General features: G+C 66.1%; 14 protein-coding genes and 1 tRNA gene. 10 read left to right on the top strand and 5 right to left on the bottom strand.

All coding sequences use genetic code 11. The features are described from left to right. Window positions 1–29: 29 nt before the first annotated feature. On the bottom strand, window positions 30–1,526 hold the full coding sequence (locus AC1D14_RS17465) for an FAD-dependent oxidoreductase (protein WP_230118787.1): 1,497 nt from the start codon (window positions 1,524–1,526) through the stop codon (window positions 30–32). A 146-nt stretch (window positions 1,527–1,672) separates the two neighbouring features. Next, entirely contained in the window at window positions 1,673–2,359 is a 687-nt protein-coding gene (locus AC1D14_RS17460; protein ID WP_476968888.1) for a DUF4232 domain-containing protein, read from the bottom strand. Between the two features lie 500 nt (window positions 2,360–2,859). Between AC1D14_RS17460 and AC1D14_RS17455 the strand changes: the two genes are divergently transcribed. The 3 genes from AC1D14_RS17455 to AC1D14_RS17445 are packed head-to-tail and all read left to right on the top strand — an operon-like array spanning window position 2,860 to window position 9,618. Beyond that, window positions 2,860–6,033, top strand: a complete 3,174-nt coding sequence (locus AC1D14_RS17455) for an efflux RND transporter permease subunit (protein WP_476968887.1) — start codon at window positions 2,860–2,862, stop codon at window positions 6,031–6,033. Beyond that, on the top strand, window positions 6,030–6,479 hold the full coding sequence (locus AC1D14_RS17450) for a hypothetical protein (protein ID WP_230118790.1): 450 nt from the start codon (window positions 6,030–6,032) through the stop codon (window positions 6,477–6,479). Before AC1D14_RS17455 ends, AC1D14_RS17450 begins: the two co-directional genes overlap by 4 nt. A 1-nt stretch (window position 6,480) precedes the next feature. Beyond that, a complete protein-coding gene (locus tag AC1D14_RS17445; RefSeq protein ID WP_476875127.1) occupies window positions 6,481–9,618 on the top strand; it encodes an efflux RND transporter permease subunit in 3,138 nt (1,045 codons plus the stop codon). Between the two features lie 19 nt (window positions 9,619–9,637). Here AC1D14_RS17445 and AC1D14_RS17440 read toward each other — a convergent pair whose 3' ends face one another. Further along, entirely contained in the window at window positions 9,638–10,204 is a 567-nt protein-coding gene (locus tag AC1D14_RS17440; protein WP_230118792.1) for an SRPBCC family protein, read from the bottom strand. Window positions 10,205–10,362: 158 nt separating this feature from the next. Between AC1D14_RS17440 and AC1D14_RS17435 the strand changes: the two genes are divergently transcribed. Together AC1D14_RS17435 and AC1D14_RS17430 are read left to right on the top strand one after the other, a co-directional pair. Further along, on the top strand, window positions 10,363–10,701 hold the full coding sequence (locus tag AC1D14_RS17435; protein ID WP_230118793.1) for a hypothetical protein: 339 nt from the start codon (window positions 10,363–10,365) through the stop codon (window positions 10,699–10,701). Between the two features lie 77 nt (window positions 10,702–10,778). Beyond that, window positions 10,779–11,558 (top strand): type 1 glutamine amidotransferase domain-containing protein, encoded by a 780-nt coding sequence (locus AC1D14_RS17430; RefSeq protein ID WP_230118794.1) that lies wholly within the window; start codon window positions 10,779–10,781, stop codon window positions 11,556–11,558. Window positions 11,559–11,750: 192 nt separating this feature from the next. On the opposite strand, the gene AC1D14_RS17425 is transcribed toward AC1D14_RS17430, so the two are convergent. Further along, window positions 11,751–11,840 (bottom strand) — tRNA-Ser (locus tag AC1D14_RS17425). Window positions 11,841–11,967: 127 nt separating this feature from the next. Here AC1D14_RS17425 and AC1D14_RS17420 point away from each other — a divergent pair. From AC1D14_RS17420 to AC1D14_RS17405, 4 genes are read left to right on the top strand one after another with little or no spacing between them, the layout of a single operon-like run. Then, window positions 11,968–12,987: a zinc-dependent alcohol dehydrogenase gene (locus AC1D14_RS17420; protein WP_230120179.1), complete on the top strand. Its 1,020-nt coding sequence runs from the start codon at window positions 11,968–11,970 to the stop codon at window positions 12,985–12,987. A 3-nt stretch (window positions 12,988–12,990) separates the two neighbouring features. Further along, window positions 12,991–13,389, top strand: a complete 399-nt coding sequence (locus AC1D14_RS17415; RefSeq protein ID WP_230120180.1) for a 6-pyruvoyl trahydropterin synthase family protein — start codon at window positions 12,991–12,993, stop codon at window positions 13,387–13,389. 7 nt (window positions 13,390–13,396) lie between these two features. Continuing rightward, the gene (locus tag AC1D14_RS17410) at window positions 13,397–14,530 is read left to right on the top strand and encodes a glycosyltransferase family 4 protein (protein ID WP_230120181.1); all 1,134 of its coding nucleotides are present in this window, start codon (window positions 13,397–13,399) and stop codon (window positions 14,528–14,530) included. A 4-nt stretch (window positions 14,531–14,534) separates the two neighbouring features. Next, the gene (locus AC1D14_RS17405) at window positions 14,535–15,785 is read left to right on the top strand and encodes a DNA glycosylase AlkZ-like family protein (RefSeq protein ID WP_476881431.1); all 1,251 of its coding nucleotides are present in this window, start codon (window positions 14,535–14,537) and stop codon (window positions 15,783–15,785) included. Between the two features lie 3 nt (window positions 15,786–15,788). Here AC1D14_RS17405 and AC1D14_RS17400 read toward each other — a convergent pair whose 3' ends face one another. Next, window positions 15,789–16,358, bottom strand: a complete 570-nt coding sequence (locus AC1D14_RS17400; RefSeq protein WP_230120183.1) for a nucleoside deaminase — start codon at window positions 16,356–16,358, stop codon at window positions 15,789–15,791. Between the two features lie 59 nt (window positions 16,359–16,417). Between AC1D14_RS17400 and AC1D14_RS17395 the strand changes: the two genes are divergently transcribed. Then, window positions 16,418–17,224 carry a phosphatase PAP2 family protein gene (locus AC1D14_RS17395; RefSeq protein ID WP_230120184.1) on the top strand — a complete coding sequence of 269 codons (807 nt, stop codon included), beginning with the start codon at window positions 16,418–16,420 and terminating at the stop codon, window positions 17,222–17,224. The last annotated feature ends 7 nt before the right edge of the window (window positions 17,225–17,231 follow it).

The raw sequence follows: 17,231 nt of genomic DNA, 5'->3' as shown, positions 1-17,231 counted from the left end.
GATTGCGGGCGTGAGCCGGCCAGAAGCGGCTACTCGGCCGGCGGAAGGTTGTGTGTTGCCGGCCCTTCGAGCAGCTGCCCGTCGCTGCTGAAGCGGGAGCCGTGCAAGGGGCAGTCCCAGGATTTCTCATTGTCGTTCCAGTGCACGATTCCACCCAGATGCGTGCAGACGGCGGACAGGGAGCAGGATGCCCCGTTCACTGTCGACGTTGCCACCGGCTTGCGGCCGCGAAGGGTGACGGTGCCCGTGCCTTCCGCCGGCGCGGCGGTGCCGTACTGGGGCAGTTTCTTCAGTCCGGCCTTGCCCCAGTCCTTCGCGATCGTGGCTGCCACGCCGGCGTTGAGCGCCACGGCGGATGCTGCGCCCAGCGGGGACGTGACACGGCGGTGGATGGTGTCGGCCCACGGCAAGTGGCCGCCGAGGATGTCCGCGGCGATGCTGAGCGACGCGGACACTGCGTTGGTCATTCCCCACTTGTTGTACCCGGTGGCGAAGAAAATCCGGCCCCGGCCGCGGGGAAGTTTTCCGAAGAAAGGCATGAGGTTCGAGGCCTGGTAATCCTGGGCGGACCACGTGTGCGTCACCGCGGAGCCGGGAAAGTGCGAGCCCGCCCAGGCCAGGAGCTCGTCCAGGTGCGCCTGCTCCGACCCTGACGTCCCTACCGGATGGCCGTTGCCGCCCACCAGCAGCAGGCGCCGGCCGTCCGCCGGGTAGTCGCGCAACGACCGGACCGGTTGCTCCACGGACAGGTACATGCCCTCGGGCGGCGCCGAAGATCCGGACAGCTCCAGCGCGGCGGCGTAGGAGCGGTTGGGCTTGAGCTTGGCAAAGTACAGGCCGCGGTTCAGGATCGGCGTGCCGGTGGCCAGCACCACTTCGTTGGCGCGCACCGCACCGCGGTCCGTCTCGACCGTGGACGGGCCTGTTCCGCTCACATTCTGGACCCGGACGCCGGACACGATGGTGCCGCCGTGCGAGCGGACGTCCTCGGCCAGGGCAAGGACAACGTCCATGGGATTAATCTGGGCCTGCCCGCGGAGGCGCACGGATCCGTGGACGGGGAACGGGAGGCCGGCGTCGCGCACGTAGTCCACCTCGACGCCGGCGGCCAGTGCCACGGCGAGCTCCGCGCGTAGCGTTTCGGCACCCTTCGGCGTGGTGGCGTAGGTATAGGCGTCACGTTCCTGGAACGGAAGCCTGCGGGTTTCCAGATACCTCAGCAGCCAGGCCTGCCCTTCGCGGTTGGCCGCCACATAGGCATCCACAATCTTCTCGGAGTACTGCTGCCGGAGCTCCGAGAGGACGGTTCCCTGCAGCAGCGTGACTTTGGCTGTGGTGTTGCCGGTGGTCACGGCGCCAGGGCTCCTGGCTTCGAGCACGAGGACGTTCTTACCGGATCGTGCCAGCAGGAGCGCCGTGACCAGTCCCGTGAGGCCGGCGCCAACGATGACAGTGTCGTACGCCTCCCCCTGGCGGAAGTCGTCTCCGCTGAAAGTGTCGGTGCGGTCCAACCAAAGCGACGTCACGTAGATCAACCTGCCTTAAACGGTAGCCAGCCCGGGGCCCAAACCTGCGTCGGGCCCGGCCTGCCGGCAAAGACCTGACGTAACCGACAGTGTACTGACGGATGCACGGCGGAGAAACAGCTGCAGGACCGGAACATGTGCCCTAATCAGCGGGCCTGGAACGCACCGACAGTCAAGAGCTCAATGGAGGCGTTGCTGCAGGCGTCTGACGGCCTGGCCACGAAAAGGGAAGCTGTGTCCTCGGGCGGGTAGATCCGGAATCCTGCAGCCTGCACACGGACGCAGTCAGGGTAGTTGTGGGCCTGCGTGTAGCGCAGCACGGCGCTTCCCGCTTGTCCGGGAGCCAGCAGCACATCGGTCACCGGCGCGGACGTGTCCCGCTGGGCGGGCGCGCCGATCGGCTTGCCGTTGGGGCCGCTGGTCAGCGAGACGCCGGCGAAGCCCTTGAGGTGGCAGGAAGCCGTGCCGCTGTTGGTCAGGATCAGCTGCATGTAGACGCTGCCGGCGGCGCCGCCGCCGGTGGAATCCGTGGAGGCTTTCAGGGCGGATGTCTTGCAGAGCTGGCTTCCGGCACCGGTGGATGCCGGCGAGGATGTGGCGCTGGCGGCTGTGGGCCTGGTCGGCGTCGCTGAAGGCGCCGCTGCCGACGAGGACGACGGCGGGGCGGACGTTTCGGGGGCCGCTTGGCCGGTGCTCGCGGAGGCGGATCCTGCCGCCGGTTCCGTGCCCGACTGGCCGGCCGGCTGGCTTGGTCCGCAGGCGGTGAGCAAAAGCGCCAGGGCGGCAGCCGCCGTCGTGCCTATCAGTCCATTGTTGATTCGCTGAAGCCTCATGGCATTAACATTGCGGCCCTTTTTGCCTGAGTCAACGAAGCCACGGCCCCCTGGCCGATTTGGTGCCCGGATTGTGACATCCGGACCCTGGAAGCATGCGGAGCTCGGCCGGGTGAACCGGCCGCCGGGTGGCCTGCGGCGTTGCCGATCGGATGGCCGGGTGCGGCCAATGAATGATGCAACGATAAATCATGCCAGGACCGATAAAACGCCCGATAAATAGGCGGAAAGTCCGTTGATATGCCCATTTCCCTATGTCAGAATGAACTTGGTCTCGCTTGTCCACGAATTGGATAAGTTCAATTCGGATAGGAATTACAGCTCATAGTCTGGCCGCGCTTGTCCATCACTCCCGCAGCCAGCACCGCCCCCGGCTCTGCCGGAGGCGTGCAGGGTTGTGGGAGGCAGCTCGGCATTCACCCGCGGCAACGCCGCTGCGGGTGATCCTGAATAAGGCGCATCAGTTATTGGACCCGGCAACGCTGCCGGAGCCAATCGCGATGGGGGCTGAGGATATGACCGGTTGGCTTGTCCGCTGGAGTCTTAAGTTTCGTTTGATCGTTTTGGCCACTGCTGCCGGCATTTTAGGGTTCGGAATTACCGCCCTGCCGTCCATGCCGGTGGATAATCTTCCCGAATTTGCTCCACCGCATGTGGAAATTCAAACCGAGGCGTTGGGCCTGTCCGCCGTCGAAGTTGAGCAGCTCATCACGTCGCCCATGGAGGCGGACCTGCTCAACGGCGTAGCCTGGCTCGACGAGATACGCTCTAAGTCCGTTCCGGGCCTGTCATCCATTGAGATGGTCTTTGAGCCGGGCACGGATATTTTCCGGGCACGCCAGCTGGTGGCGGAACGGCTGACGCAGGCGTTTGCCCTGCCGAACGTCTCCACTCCGCCGGTGCTGATGCAACCGCTGTCCTCGACGAGCCGCGTCATGATGGTCCAGCTGACCTCCGACGAAGTCTCGCCGATCGACATGTCGGTCTTGGCACGCTGGGACATCAAGCCCGCGCTCATGGGCGTTCCCGGCGTGGCGAACGTGTCCATCTACGGCCAACGCGAGCAGCAGCTCCAGGTCCAGGTGGATCCGGAAAAGCTCCGCGCGAAGAACGTCACGCTTGGCCAGGTGATTGAGACGGCCGGTAACGCTGTGTGGGTTTCGCCCCTCAGTTTCCTTGAGGCGTCCACGCCAGGCACCGGCGGGTTCCTGGAGTCCGCGAACCAGCGAATCGGCATCCAGCACGTGCTTCCCATCAGGACTCCCGCGGACCTTGGAAAAGTCAGCGTCGAGGGTGCGGCTGACAAGTCGCTGAAGCTCTCCGATGTGACCACGCTGAGCGAGGACCACCAGCCGCTGATCGGCGATGCCGTTACCGGCAAGTCGCCGGGCCTGCTGCTGGTAATCGAGAAGTTCCCGGATACCAGCGTTGGGGATGTGACGAAGCGCATCGAGGATGTTCTTGACGGACTCCGCCCGGGCCTCACGGGGATCACGGTGGATTCGACCGTGTTCCGTCCGGCATCGTTCGTCGAGTCCGCTGTGAGCGGGCTGGGTGTGGCGTTGCTGGTAAGCCTGCTGGTGGTGACGGCCGCTATCGGGCTGGCTTTCCGGTCCTGGCGGTATGCGCTGCTTGCCTTTGTTGCCATTGCTGTGGCTGCGATGGCCGCGGCACTGGTGCTGCAGTTCCAGGGGGCCGTGCTTAATACGATGGCCTTCGCCGGACTGATCCTGGCCTTGGTGGTCGTCATCGGTGACGTCATTCTGGACCTGCACAGTTTCCGGAGCGAAGCGACCGGTGACAGGGCGGCGCGGGAGAGCCTTCTCGCGCATGGGCTGCAGCGTTCCCGGGTTCCTGTCCTGTTCGCCGGTCTGGCCGCGCTGCTGGCGCTGGCGCCTGCACTGTTTGTGCCGGGCGTGGACGGGGCCTTCCTCAAACCGCTGGTGCTGTCCTACCTGCTGGCCACGGCTGTGGCGATGCTGGTGGCCCTGACCGTCACGCCGGCGCTGGCCAGCCTGCTGCTGCGCGGGGCCAGGCGGCCCCGCCGGAGCCTGTCGGCAATCCGCAAGATGAAGCTCGGTTACCGCCGGTCAACGGGTTCGTTCACCGGGGCCCTTGCTCCCATCGTGGCGATCACGGCGGCGGTCATGGCGATCGCAGCGGTTGCCGTGGTGCCGGGCCTGACCAAGGACTTGCCCATTGTGGGTTCCGTGCCTGACCGGACCCTCCTCGTGGAGTGGGAAGCCGCCGCGGGGACGAGTCCGCATGTTATGAACAGGGTGATGACGAACGCCGGAGAAGAGCTGAGCAAGGTTCGTGGAGTCTCGGCGGTGGGCGGCCATGTGGGACGGGCCATCACCTCGGACCACTCGTCGAACGTGAGTTCCGGTGAACTCTGGGTCACCATGGACGAAGGCATGAACTTCACCAGGGTACGGTCTGATGTCCGCGAGATCGTGGAGGGCTACCCCGGCCTGACAGCGAAGGTAACCACCTACCCGGAGCAGCAGGTTAGCGCCGCCGCCGCGGTGGACGACCGTCAGTTCAGGGTGCGCGTTTATGGCGTTGATTTGGCGATTCTGCGGGAGAAGGCCGATGAAATCCGCCAGATCCTGTCACGCACGAACGGCGTCGTTGACCCGCGGGTGGATGTCACCGTCGACCAGCCCGTAGCCGAGATCGAGGTGGATCTGGCGGCTGCCCAGAAGCAGGGCATCAAGCCCGGCGATGTGAGGCGTGCCGCTGCCACTGTGCTGCAGGGCATCGAGGTTGGGTTCCTGTTCGAGCAGCAGAAGGTGTTCCAGGTCATCGTCAAGGGCACGCAGAGCACGCGCAACAGCTTGACCAGCGTCGAGGACATGCTGGTTGACAAGCCAGAGGGCGGGCAGGTCCGGCTTGGCGACGTAGCGAAGGTCAGGCTCAGCCCGAACCAGACCGTGATCAACCACGACGACACGTCCCGCCGTGTGGATGTGGTGGCTGATCTGCAGGGCAGGAGCCTTGGCGACGTCACCAATGAAGTTCAGGCTGCGATCAAGGGAATGCAGTTCCCGTTGGAATACCACGCGGAGATCCCCAAGCAGTTCGGCGAGCAGCAGTCCGCCGGCGCACTGATCTGGTGGCTGGCCGCGGCTGCGGCGATCGGCATCCTGGTGCTGCTGCTGACGGTCCTTGGCAGTTGGCGGCTTGCGGGGCTGGTCTTCGTGCTGCTGCCGGTGGCCTTGTCCGGCGGCGTGGTTGCGGCCGATCTGACCGGGGGCTTCGGCTCGGTGTATGTCTTGGTGGCGCTGGCAGCCGTGCTGGCGTTTGCCATCCGGGATGCGGTCGTGCTGATGGGGACCTATCAGTCCCTGCAGGCGCAGGCTCCCTCGGCGCCGGCGTCGGTGAACATGAAGCGGGCGGCCTCCGAGCGTCTCCAGCCGACGGTATTGACCACTGTTATTACCGGCCTGGCGCTCGTACCGCTGGTGCTGCTGGGTGGTCCCGTCGGTGCAGGCATGCTGCTTCCGCTGGCGCTTATCGTGTGGGGCGGCCTGATCACCACGGCCCTGCTGACCCTGTACATCCTGCCAATCCTCTTCCTTCGTCTTGGTCCGGCCGCCAACACGGACTGGGGAAGTTCTTTGGTGATTAACAACGGTCCGGTTTTGCAAGAGAGGTCGGAATTGTCATGAAAAGCAATGGTGGTTTTGGGGGCTGGCGTCTTCTTCTCGTCTTGGCCTGGGCAGTCTCCGTGGGACTTAGCGGATGCGCCGCAGTCAAGAAAGAAGCCGCGCCGGCAGGGGTGGCCGCGGCCACCAAGGAAGAGGCCGGAGGGGACCTGAGCCGGCTGACACTGACGGACAAGGCTGTTGAGAGGCTGTCGCTGGCGACTGCCAAGGTTACAAAGGGCGCAGGCGGCGCACTGGAAGTCCCGTACGGGGCGTTGATCTACGATGCCACCGGCAAGACCTGGGTTTACACCAACCCGGAGCCCCGGACGTACATCAGGGCTGCCGTCACGGTTGACCGGATCACGGCCAACGTGGTCCGGCTCCGCACCGGCCCGGCAGCAGGAACTGATGTTGTCACCGTAGGTGCCGCGGAACTCTTCGGCGCCGAATTCGACACGGCGCACTGAGATGCGCCGGATTGTCGGGTTCAGCCTGAAATTCCGGGCGCTGGTGGTGGCCATCGCGGTGGGCATGATGGCGTTCGGGGGCGTCCAGCTCAGCACGGCTTCAGTGGACGTCTTTCCCGAATTCGCCCCGCCGAAGGTCGAAATCCAGACTATCTGCATCGGCCTGACCGCCTCCGAGGTGGAGCAGCTGGTGACCGTTCCGCTCGAAGATGCCCTGAACGGCGTTGAGCGGCTGGAGGACCTGCGGTCCAAATCGGTACCCCAGCTGTCTTCGATCGTGCTTATCTTCGCACCGGGCACGGACCTGCTCAAGGCCCGCCAGCTCGTCTCAGAACGGATAGCTACGGTCACCCCGACGCTGCCCACCTGGGCGGCGCCGCCGGTGATGCTGCAGCCGCTTTCATCCACGAGCCGGGTCATGAAAATCGGCCTGACCTCGGATGAACGCTCGCTGATCGAGATGTCCATGATCACGTACTGGAAAATCCGGGCACACCTGCTGCGGGTTCCCGGCGTGGCAAACGTTGCCATCTGGGGCGAACGCCTGCAGATGCTCCAGGTCCAGGCCATCCCGGAAAAGATGAAGGCCAAGGACGTCACCCTGAACGAGGTCATGGAAGTCACTGCCGATGCGCTGGATGCCGGTTTGCTGAAGTACTCGCCCGGTGCCGTCATAGGCACCGGCGGCTTCATCGGCACGCCGAACCAGCGGATCAGCGTCCAGCACGTGCTGCCCATCACCACCGCAAAGGACCTCGCGGAGGTGACCATTGAGCAGCGCAACGGCACACCCCTGAAGCTCGGCGACGTCGCCACAGTGGTGGAAGACCAGCAGCCGCTCATCGGTGACGCCGTCATCAACCAGGGTGACGGGCTGATGCTCATCGTCGAAAAGCTCCCCTGGGGCAACACCCTGGAAGTCACCAAGGGTGTCGAGGAAGCGCTGGCGCAGATGCAGCCCGGGCTCAGCGGCATCAACGTTGACACGGAAATTTTCCGGCCGGCCAGCTTCATCGAGGAGTCCCTGAACAACCTCAGCCGCGCGCTCCTGCTCGGCTGCATCCTCGTGGTGCTCGTGCTGGGAGCCTTCCTCTTCCAGTGGAGGACAGCACTCATCAGCCTGATCGCCATCCCGTTGTCGCTCGTGACGGCGGCGTCCGTCCTCTACCTCACCGGCACCACGGTGAACACCATGGTCCTGGCCGGGCTGGTGATTGCCGTCGGGGTCGTGGTCGATGATGCCATCATCGACATCGAGAACATCATCCGAAGACTCAGGCAGCACCGGGCACAGGGCGGAACCCGCTCCACCGCCTCGGTGGTCCTGGAGGCCTCGCTGGAAGTGCGCGGACCTATCATCTACGCCACGCTGATCATCATCGCCGCCGCGGTGCCGATCTTCTTCCTCCAGGGCCTGACGGGTGCTTTCTTCAGGCCGCTGGCCATCTCCTACACCCTGGCCGTGCTGGCCTCCATGCTGGTAGCACTGACCGTCACGCCGGCCCTTGCGCTGATCTTCATGCGCAAGGTCCCGCTCAAGGAACAGGAGCCGCCGCTGGTCCGTGTGCTCAAGCGGGGCTACCGCTGGATCCTGAGCAAGATGGTCCGGCGTCCGGTGGCAGGGTATGCGGCGTTCGGCGCCATGGCGGCGGTGGGCGCCCTGACTGCACCGCTGCTGGGCCAGTCGCTGCTGCCGGACTTCAAGGAGCGGGACTTCCTGATGCACTGGGTGACCCAGCCTGGTACGTCGGTGGAGGAGGAGTACCGCGTCAGCCAGAAGGCCTGCGCAGAACTCCTCACCATCAAGGGCGTACGGAACTGCGGCTCACACATCGGCCAGGCGTTCGCGGCCGACGAAGTGGTGGGGGTGAACTTCGGCGAAAACTGGATCAGCATCGACCCCGCCGCGGATTACAACACGACGCTCGCCAGCGTCAAGGAAGTCGTGGAAGGCTATCCCGGCATTCACCGCGACGTCCAGACGTATCTGAAGGAGAGAATCCGTGAGGTTCTCACGGGCGCCAGCAACGCCGTCGTCGTACGCCTATACGGCGATGACCTGGCGCTCCTGCGCAAGAAGGCAGCGGAAATCAAGGGCATCTTCAGCAGTACCGAGGGTGCGACGGATGTCCATACGGCGCTGCAGGTGGACGTGCCGCAGATCGAAGTCGAAGTTGACCTGGCAAAAGCCCAGAGCCTCGGGCTGAAGCCGGGCGACGTCAGGCGGGCCGCGGCGACGCTGGTGGCCGGTGAAGAAGTGGGCGACGTCTACCGGGGTGGCAAGGCCTACGACGTCCAGGTGTGGAGCCCCGTGGGTCTCCGCTCCGACATCACCAGCATCCGGAACCTTCCCATAGACACCCCCAGCGGGAAGCGGGTCCTGCTGTCCGATGTGGCAAGCGTCCAGCTCAGGCCGACACCGAACGTCATCGAGCGCGATGCCCATTCCAGGCGCATCGACATCGAGGCCAACGTGAAGGACGGTTCACTGGGCACGGTGGTGGCGGCGATGGAGGAAGGGCTCACCAAGGTGGAAATGCCTCCGGGTTTCCATACGGAAATCAAGGGAGAGTTCGCGGAGCGCCAGGAAGCGACCCGGACGCTGCTGACCCTCGCCATCGCGGCTCTTGCCGTGATTTACCTGCTCCTGCAGGTTGCCTTCGGGAGCTGGCGCCTGGCCACGCTGGTCATCCTCACCCTGCCGATCGCCCTCGTGGGCGGCGTGTTCGCCGCCTTCATGGGAGGCGGGGTGCTGTCACTGGGCTCGATTGTGGGCTTCCTGACCGTCATGGGCATCGCGGCACGCAACGGCATCCTGCTCGTCAACCACTGCCAGCACCTGGAGAGACACGAGGGGATGAAGTTTGGTCCCGAGCTGGTGCTGCGCGGTGCCGGGGAGCGGCTCTCGCCGATCCTGATGACCACCCTCGCGACGGGGCTGGCCCTCGTTCCGCTGGTGGTCCTTGGCAACATCCCGGGCCACGAGATCGAACATCCCATGGCGCTGGTCATCCTCGGCGGACTGGTGACGTCCACGTTGCTCAACCTCTTCGTGGTTCCGTCGCTCTACCTGAGGTTCGCCAGGCCGAAGGGGCGCCGCGACGAGGCACCGAAGGAGCCAGAGCTGGCCAATGCCTGACCTGAACCCGTGAGGATAATCAAGCCGTCCGCCGCCCACGCCCCGCCACACGCGGGAACGTGGGCGGCGGTGGCGCGGGTACGGAGTGGGGTTCCGCGCCTGACCGGCGGCGGCGCAGTTCGAGTGCCAGGCTTTCCTGCCCCCGCGCCATGGCCCAGCGGTGGTTGGCTGCGAACGCCGGCTTCAGCAGCCAGCTCAGGCGCCGGAGCAGCGGTTTGTGGGCGCTGACCTGCCAGTCGTACGTGACGACGGTTTCCGGGCCGTCCTGTTCGAAAACCCACCGGCCCGTTCCGTCGAGGTCGCCGGCAGCCCGGATCGTGAAGCCGCTGGTGGTGATCGGTGACGTGACGGTGAATGTCCAGCGGAGGGTATAGGGGAGCCATCCCTTGGTGAGCAGCCTGGCCATCCGCCCGACGCCGTTCTCCCCGCCCGGGTGGATGCGTTCCACCGCCAGATAGACCGAGGGCCACCAGTCCGGCAGGGTGGAGGGTTCGCCCAGGATGTCTGCCACTTCGTCCGGCGTTCCGGCCACACGCCACACAGTACGGAACACATAGTCGGTACTTCTGGTGCCGTGCGAATCCACCGTGGCCTCCTGCTGATTGCGCTCTGTAGTCCATTCAAGCGCTGTCCGCCCCTCGGCTCAATGCCCCCGTCTATATCCCTGGCTGGGGCGGCCTGTACTGACTTAACACCCCGCCATAGACTGCTGACGTACGTCGCTCTCTAACGCAAGGAGAAGTCATGAACTACGCAGGGACCGGCAACGAGAAAGCTGTGGCGGCCACCGATCTCAACAGGACACACGTCGGGCTGACAGTCAGTTTCCAGCCCGACGACGCCACCCTGGTATTTGGCCGCATCGGCGCCATCGTGCGTAAGGACACTGGGGTGATCATCGCCCTGGACGGTGTGGATGGCACCGCAGGGCTGCAGACGAATTACAGCGTGTCCCCGACTCAGAAAGTGTACGTCCAGCCGGACATGCTGACCAACACCGAAACCACCATCAAGGATCTGTTTGGCAAGGTCCAGGAGAATCTGCGCGGCCACAAGGGGGACCAGCGGCCGGACGAAATGTAGGACCGGCCGCCCACCGCCGGAACGGGCAAGGCAGACGGGCAAAGCAATGGGTGGAAGTTAGACGAAAGGAACACTTCATGAAGAAAATCCTTATGGTACTGACCAGCGTTTCCGAGATCGGCGATACCGGAGAGAAGACCGGCTACAACGTGGCCGAAGCTGCACATCCCTGGAAGGTCTTCAAGGATTCCGGGCATTTCGTCGACTTTGCGTCCATCCAGGGCGGCCAGCCCCCGCGTGACGAGGTGGACTCAGCAGATCCCATCCAGGTCGCCTTCACCGAGGACGAGACCACGCGCGCCGGTCTCTACAACACTGCCCGCGTCGACGTCGTTGATCCCGCACAGTACGACGCCGTCTTCCTCGTGGGCGGCCACGGCACCATGTGGGACTTCCCGGACAGCGAAGGCTTGCAGAATCTGGTGGCCAGCGTCTACAACGCCGGCGGCTTGGTGGGCGCGGTCTGCCACGGACCGGCCGGCCTGCTGAAGGTGGAATTGGAGAACGGGTTCCGCCTCGTCGAGGGCAGGAAGGTTGCCGCCTTCACCAACGACGAGGAGGTTGCCGCAGGGAAGGACAAGGTCATCCCGTTCTTTTTGGCAGACCGACTTGAGGAACAGGGCGCCACCCATGTCTCCGCTGGTGTCTTTGAGGAAAAGGTCGTGGTCGACGACCGGCTGGTGACCGGCCAGAACCCGGCCTCAGCCGCCGGCGTGGCCAAGGAGATGGAGAAGCTCTTCGCAGAGGTCATCCACCAGGAAAAAGCCGAGGAACAGCACGAGACGGAGGCTCTGCGCGCCGGGAAGGACGCCGAGAAGAACGCCAAGAAGGCTGCTGCGGCAGGCACCGAGCACTAAAAGCCCGCAGCGCACTGATACTGGCGGCCGCCCCGACGACAGGGCGGCCGCCAGTCGCCGTACGTGCGCGCCGGCAACCACACAGTCCAACGCATCTGATTTTCCGCTGCGCTCAGTGCCTACGAGTACGTTCCAGACAAAGCGAAAGGCCCTGCTTCCCTTCGTTTACAAGGGAAGCAGGGCCTTTCGCTTTGGCGGTGACGGTGGGATTTGAACCCACGTTGGCTTTGACACCAAACAACATTTCGAGTGTTGCACCTTCGGCCGCTCGGACACGTCACCAACCTGTATAGGGTACCGGAGCAAGGCCTCCATCCCCAAAACGGCACTCTGCAGCGGTCCGCCAGGTGGGCCACGCCGGGCCTCCTCTTCCCCGGAAACGCGGCCGGGCACTAGATTCATAAGCAAGATGACTACTTCCCAGCAGACCGCACAAGCGACCTCATATTGGACCACCGGCCCGGACCAGGGTGAGCTCCGCACCGAGGAGCTTCGCCGTCCTGGCCCCGATGAGGCTATGGTCCGAACCCTGTATTCGGGCATCAGCAAGGGCACCGAACTCGTGGTGCACCGTGCCGCTGTTCCGCCCTGTGTGGCGGAGCAGATGCGCGCCCCGTACCAGGAGGGTTCCTTCCCCTCGCCGGTGAAGTTCGGATACCTCTCCGTGGGAGTCGTGGAGGAGGGCCCGGAGAGCTGGGTCGGGCAGGCGGTGTTCTGCCTCCACCCGCACCAGGACCGGTACGTTGTTCCGGTTTCCGCGCTGACCCGTGTTCCCGACGCCGTCCCTCCCCGCCGGGCGGTGCTCACCGGCACCGTGGAAACCGCCGTCAACGCGCTGTGGGAGGCCGGGCCGAGGCTGGGCGACCGCATCGCGGTGATCGGCGCGGGACTGGTGGGGGGCATGGTGGCCACGCTGCTCCGCACGTTCCCCTTGGCGAGGCTCCAGCTTGTGGACCTGGACCCGGCGCGCAAGGAGCTCGCCGATGCCCTGGGCGTGGACTTTGCCCACCCCGACGACGCCCTGCCGGACTGCGACATCGTCTTCCACTGCTCGGCCTCGGAGGGCGGCCTGGAACGCAGCCTCAAGCTCGTGGGCGACGAAGGCGAGATCATCGAGATGTCCTGGTACGCGGACCGCAAAGTCACCCTCCCACTGGGGGAGGACTTCCACGCCCGCCGGCTGTCCATCCGTGCGAGCCAGGTGGGAGCCGTTGCGCGGGCCCGCCGCCACCGCCGCACCACCGCCGACCGGCTGGACCTTGCCGTGTCGCTGCTGGAGGACCCTGTCTTTGATGCCTTCCTGACCGGCGCCTCAGCATTCAGGGAGCTGCCCGAGGTCGTCCAGCGGCTCTCGGACGGCAGCCTGGATGCGCTGTGCCACGTCATTGACTACTCACGCAAGTACCCGTCAACCGAAACGAAGAGGTAACCAGTGTTCAGCCTGACCGTCCGACGCCATTTCATGATCGCCCACAGCCTTCCCCGGGAGGCGTTCGGGCCCGCCCAGGCCCTGCACGGGGCAACCTTCGTGGCGGAGGTGACCTTCCGTCGTCGTTCGCTCAACGACGACGCCATCGTCCTGGACATCGGCGCCGCGGGCGGGATCATCGAAGAGGTCCTCGCGGGACTCAACTACCGCAACCTGGACGACCACCCGGACTTCGCCGGCAAACTGAGCACCACGGAGGCACTGGCCCAGTACATCGCCGAGGCCGTGGCGGATCAGCTGCGGGACGACACCGACGGCCGCGAGCTGTCCGGCCTGGACGTCACGCTGCGGGAAAACCCGGACGCCTGGGCCTCCTTCGCCCTCGACCTGTCCCGCGGCTAGCTGCACCATGCAACCCCGTCCGGCCGCCGTCCGGCTGCTCGTCCCCGGGAACATCCGCCACAATTCGGGCGGCAACGTCTATAACGCGGCACTGGCGCACGGACTCTCGCAGCTGGGCGTCAGCGTGGACGTGGAACCGGTGGGGGGCACCTGGCCGGTAGGCAGCAGTGAAGAACGACGGCGGCTGGCTGGCCTGCTGCGGTCCGGCACCGGTGACCCGGCCCGGGGATTATCGGCAGGGGGAACCGTGACGATCCTGGACGGGCTCGTCGCCTCCGGCGCCCCTGAAGCGCTGGAAGCGGCCGTCGCCGGCGGGCAACGCCCGTGGATCCTGCTGCACATGCCGCTGATCGACCATCCGGAACTGGAGATCCGCGCCCTCCGCGCTTCCGCCGGCGTGATCTGCACAAGCGGCTCTGCCGCGGCTGAGATCACCCGGCGTCACGGCGCCGCCCGCGTCCACGTGGCGCTGCCCGGAACGGAGAAAGCCGAGCCGGCCGCGGGTTCCGAGCCGCCGCACATTCTCTCCGTGGCCGCCTTGCTGCCGAACAAGGACCAGCTGCTCCTCCTCGGCGCCCTGGCCCAGGTGCAGGACCTGCCGTGGACGGCGGCGCTGGTCGGTTCTGATGAGGCGGACCCGGACTACGCGCGGGAAGTCAGGGCGGCGCTGGGCGGGTACGGGCTGGAGGGCCGCGTGCGGCTTGCCGGCGAACTGACGGGATCCGCGCTGGAAGAGCAGTGGCATGCGGCGGATCTAAGTCTGCTCGTGTCCAGGGTGGAGGCGTTCGGGATGGTGGTTACCGAGTCGCTCGCTCACGGCGTTCCCGTGGTGGTCCGCAGCGGCACGGGCGCCGTCGAAGCACTGAACCTGGGTGCCGTGAACCCGGATGCGCCGGAACGCGGCGGAATGCGGCTGCCGGGGGCCGCCGTCGTCCTCGACACAGACCCGGCACCACTCGAAGCGGTGCTGCGCAGCTGGCTCACCACGCCGGAGCTGCAAGCGCAGTGGCGCCAGGCGGCGCTCGCCGGACGGGACCGGCTTCCCGGCTGGCACGCGACCGCCCGGCACGTCCTGGAAATCATCGGCGGAACGGCTCCGGGGCCCGGCCATTCCTCGGACCGGCTTGCTAGTGGACAATGAGCGCATGACTATCCACGTCTCGCAGTCCGATGGCATCCGCACCGGGGAGGTCCAACCAGAGGCGCTCACTCCCGAACTGCTCCGGGCGTGGGCCTGGCACAAGCAGGGACTGGACGGCACGCTGGCCGGCTTCACCTCGGACGAGGTGTTCGCCCGGGCAGGCTGGGCACGCTCTGTGGGCGGCGCCAATCCCTACCTGACGCTCTTTGCGCGTGCCGGCATTCGCCGCGATCAGGTGGACCAGGACGTCCTGGACCTGCGGATCCACGAGCTGCCCACGGCCCGCGGCTGCACGTACGTCCTGGGCCGGGAGGACTTCGCGTGGGCCTTGAGCCTGGGCAAGAACGCGGAAGAGGCTTTCAGGGTGCTGGGCAGGCTGGGCGTGGACCGCGGCGAAATGACCCTGCTCGAAGAGCAGATCCTGCACGTGCTCTCCGAGGCTGCCGGGGCGATGGACCCCAAACAGCTCAAGGATGAGTTGGGCGAATCGGTCCGGAACCTCGGCGAGGAGGGCAAGAAAAAGGGCGCGGCCACCACCCTGCCCACGGCCTTGGGGCTGTTGCAGGCCGACGGCCGGGTGCGACGGGTCCCCATCAACGGGCGCCTGGACCAGCAGCGCTACGCCTACACTCTTTGGGCCTTGCCGCCCAGCACCCTCGACCCCGAGGGCGCCCGCGCCGAGCTGATCCGCCGCTATCTGGGCTGGACCGGCGGGGCCACCCTCAAACAGTCCCAATGGTTCACCGGCTTCACCGTCGCCCAGAGCAAAGCCGCACTGGCCGCCGTCGGCGCCGTCGAGGTTCCCACCGCCGGCGGTGACGTGCTCTGGATGCTGCCCGACGACGTCGAACGCCTCGCCGGGTTCACGCCGCCGGACGCGGAGCAGATCCAGCTGTTGGCCGGAACCGATTCGCTGGTCCTGCAGCGGCGGAATTCCGGAGACCTGTTTGCCGAGGCGGACAAGGGCAGAAAGGTGCTCAACTCCACTCTGGCGATTCAGGCCGATCTGCCGGACCACCCCATTCTCGACCGCGGCCGGATCATCGGGCTGTGGCAGTACGACCCAGTAAAGGCGCGGATCGCGTTCTGGCTCTTTGACGGCCCCACGCCGGCCGTTGAACGGCGGATTGCCGAGGTGGAAGCCTGGATCCAGGAGGACCTGGGCGATTTCCGGTCCTTCAGCCTCGATTCGCCGGCGTCCCGGCAGGAGCGGATCGACGCCCTGGACGCCGCCAACGGCCGGGGCAAGCCGTAAGGGCTAGGGGCGTTCGATGCCCCGGGGTTCGGCCTTTCCGGGCTCCGTACTGACCCCGCCGTTCAGGGGCCCCGTCCTGCGGTGCGCGGCGAAGAAATCCCGCAGCACGGCGCCGCACTCCTCCTCCTGCACTCCCGCGTAGACCTCCACCCAGTGGTTAAGGCGGCGCTCGCGGAGGATGTCGAACACCGACCCCGCGGCCCCCGCCTTTTCATCCCATGCGCCGAAGACCACACGGTGGATCCGTGCCAGCACTATCGCCCCAGCGCACATGGCGCACGGTTCCAGCGTCACCACCAGGGTGCAGTCCTCGAGCCGCCAGCCGTCCCCGGGACCGCCGTGCTGCGCGGCCCGTTCGCGGAGCCGCGCGGCAGCCTCACGGATGGCCACGACCTCGGCGTGGGCCGTGGGGTCCCCGAGCGCCTCCCGTTCGTTGCGCCCCGAACCCAGCACCGCGCCGTCAGGCCCGATCACGACGGCGCCGATGGGCACATCCTCGGTGGCCAGAGCCCGCCGGGCTTCGTCGAGGGCGAGGCCCATCCATTCGAGGTGTTGCGGATCTGCCGGGGCCATGGGTCAATTATAGTTTCGAAGGGTACTTAGTTTCAGACAGCACCTTGCCGGGAGCGATGATGAAATCCGTGACTGACCGATTCGGGCGGTGGCTTGGCCCCTACGCGGCACTGTGGATCACGCTCATCGTCGGCGGCATCCTGGTGATCACCCTAACGCTGCTCGGAGCCGAGGTGTACGACAGCGTGGTGGACCAGAAGGGTGTGTCCGGCCTGGATGAACCAGCCCTGGAGCTCGCCAAACAGTACCGGACTCCCTGGCTGGACAGCGCCGTCACGGCCTTCACCAACATCGGTGGCGGCATCGGCATGCCCATTTTGGCGAGCATCCTGGTGGCCTGGCTGATCTATGTCAGCCGCAGCTGGCGGCCCCTCATCCTCGTGGGCGGCGCCGCCGCTGTCTCGGTGACGGCAACCACCGTGGGCAAGACGCTCCTGGGCCGCACCCGCCCGGACCACATCGACGCCGTGCCGCCGTTCGAGTTTTCGCCCTCGTTCCCCAGCGGCCACACGCTCAACACCACGGTGGTGATCGGCGTGGTGGTGTACCTCGTGTGCCTGCAGGTCCGCACGAGGCGGCTCAGGGTGGCGGCCATCACCGCGGGGTCCGTGTTCATCATCGCCATGGGTTTCAGCCGGGTGTTCCTCGGCCATCACTGGATGACGGACGTGATGGCCGCATGGCTCCTCGGGCTGGCCTGGGTGGGCATGGTGATCCTGGCCCACCGGCTGTTCCACGTGATCCGCCGCAGGGAGCATGCGGGTCCGGCGCCCACCTTCGAACACCCCGCCCACCTGCCGGACAAGGAGCTTCCCGACGCCGGCGGAGGAGCCGGAAGCCGCGGCGGGAAGGCAGCCTCCGGGTGATAGTTTT

It is taken from the genome of Arthrobacter sp. P1_B11 (assembly GCF_056406715.1).
Note: the sequence above shows the minus strand (reverse complement) of the source record. Positions and strands in the feature narration are given on the sequence as shown.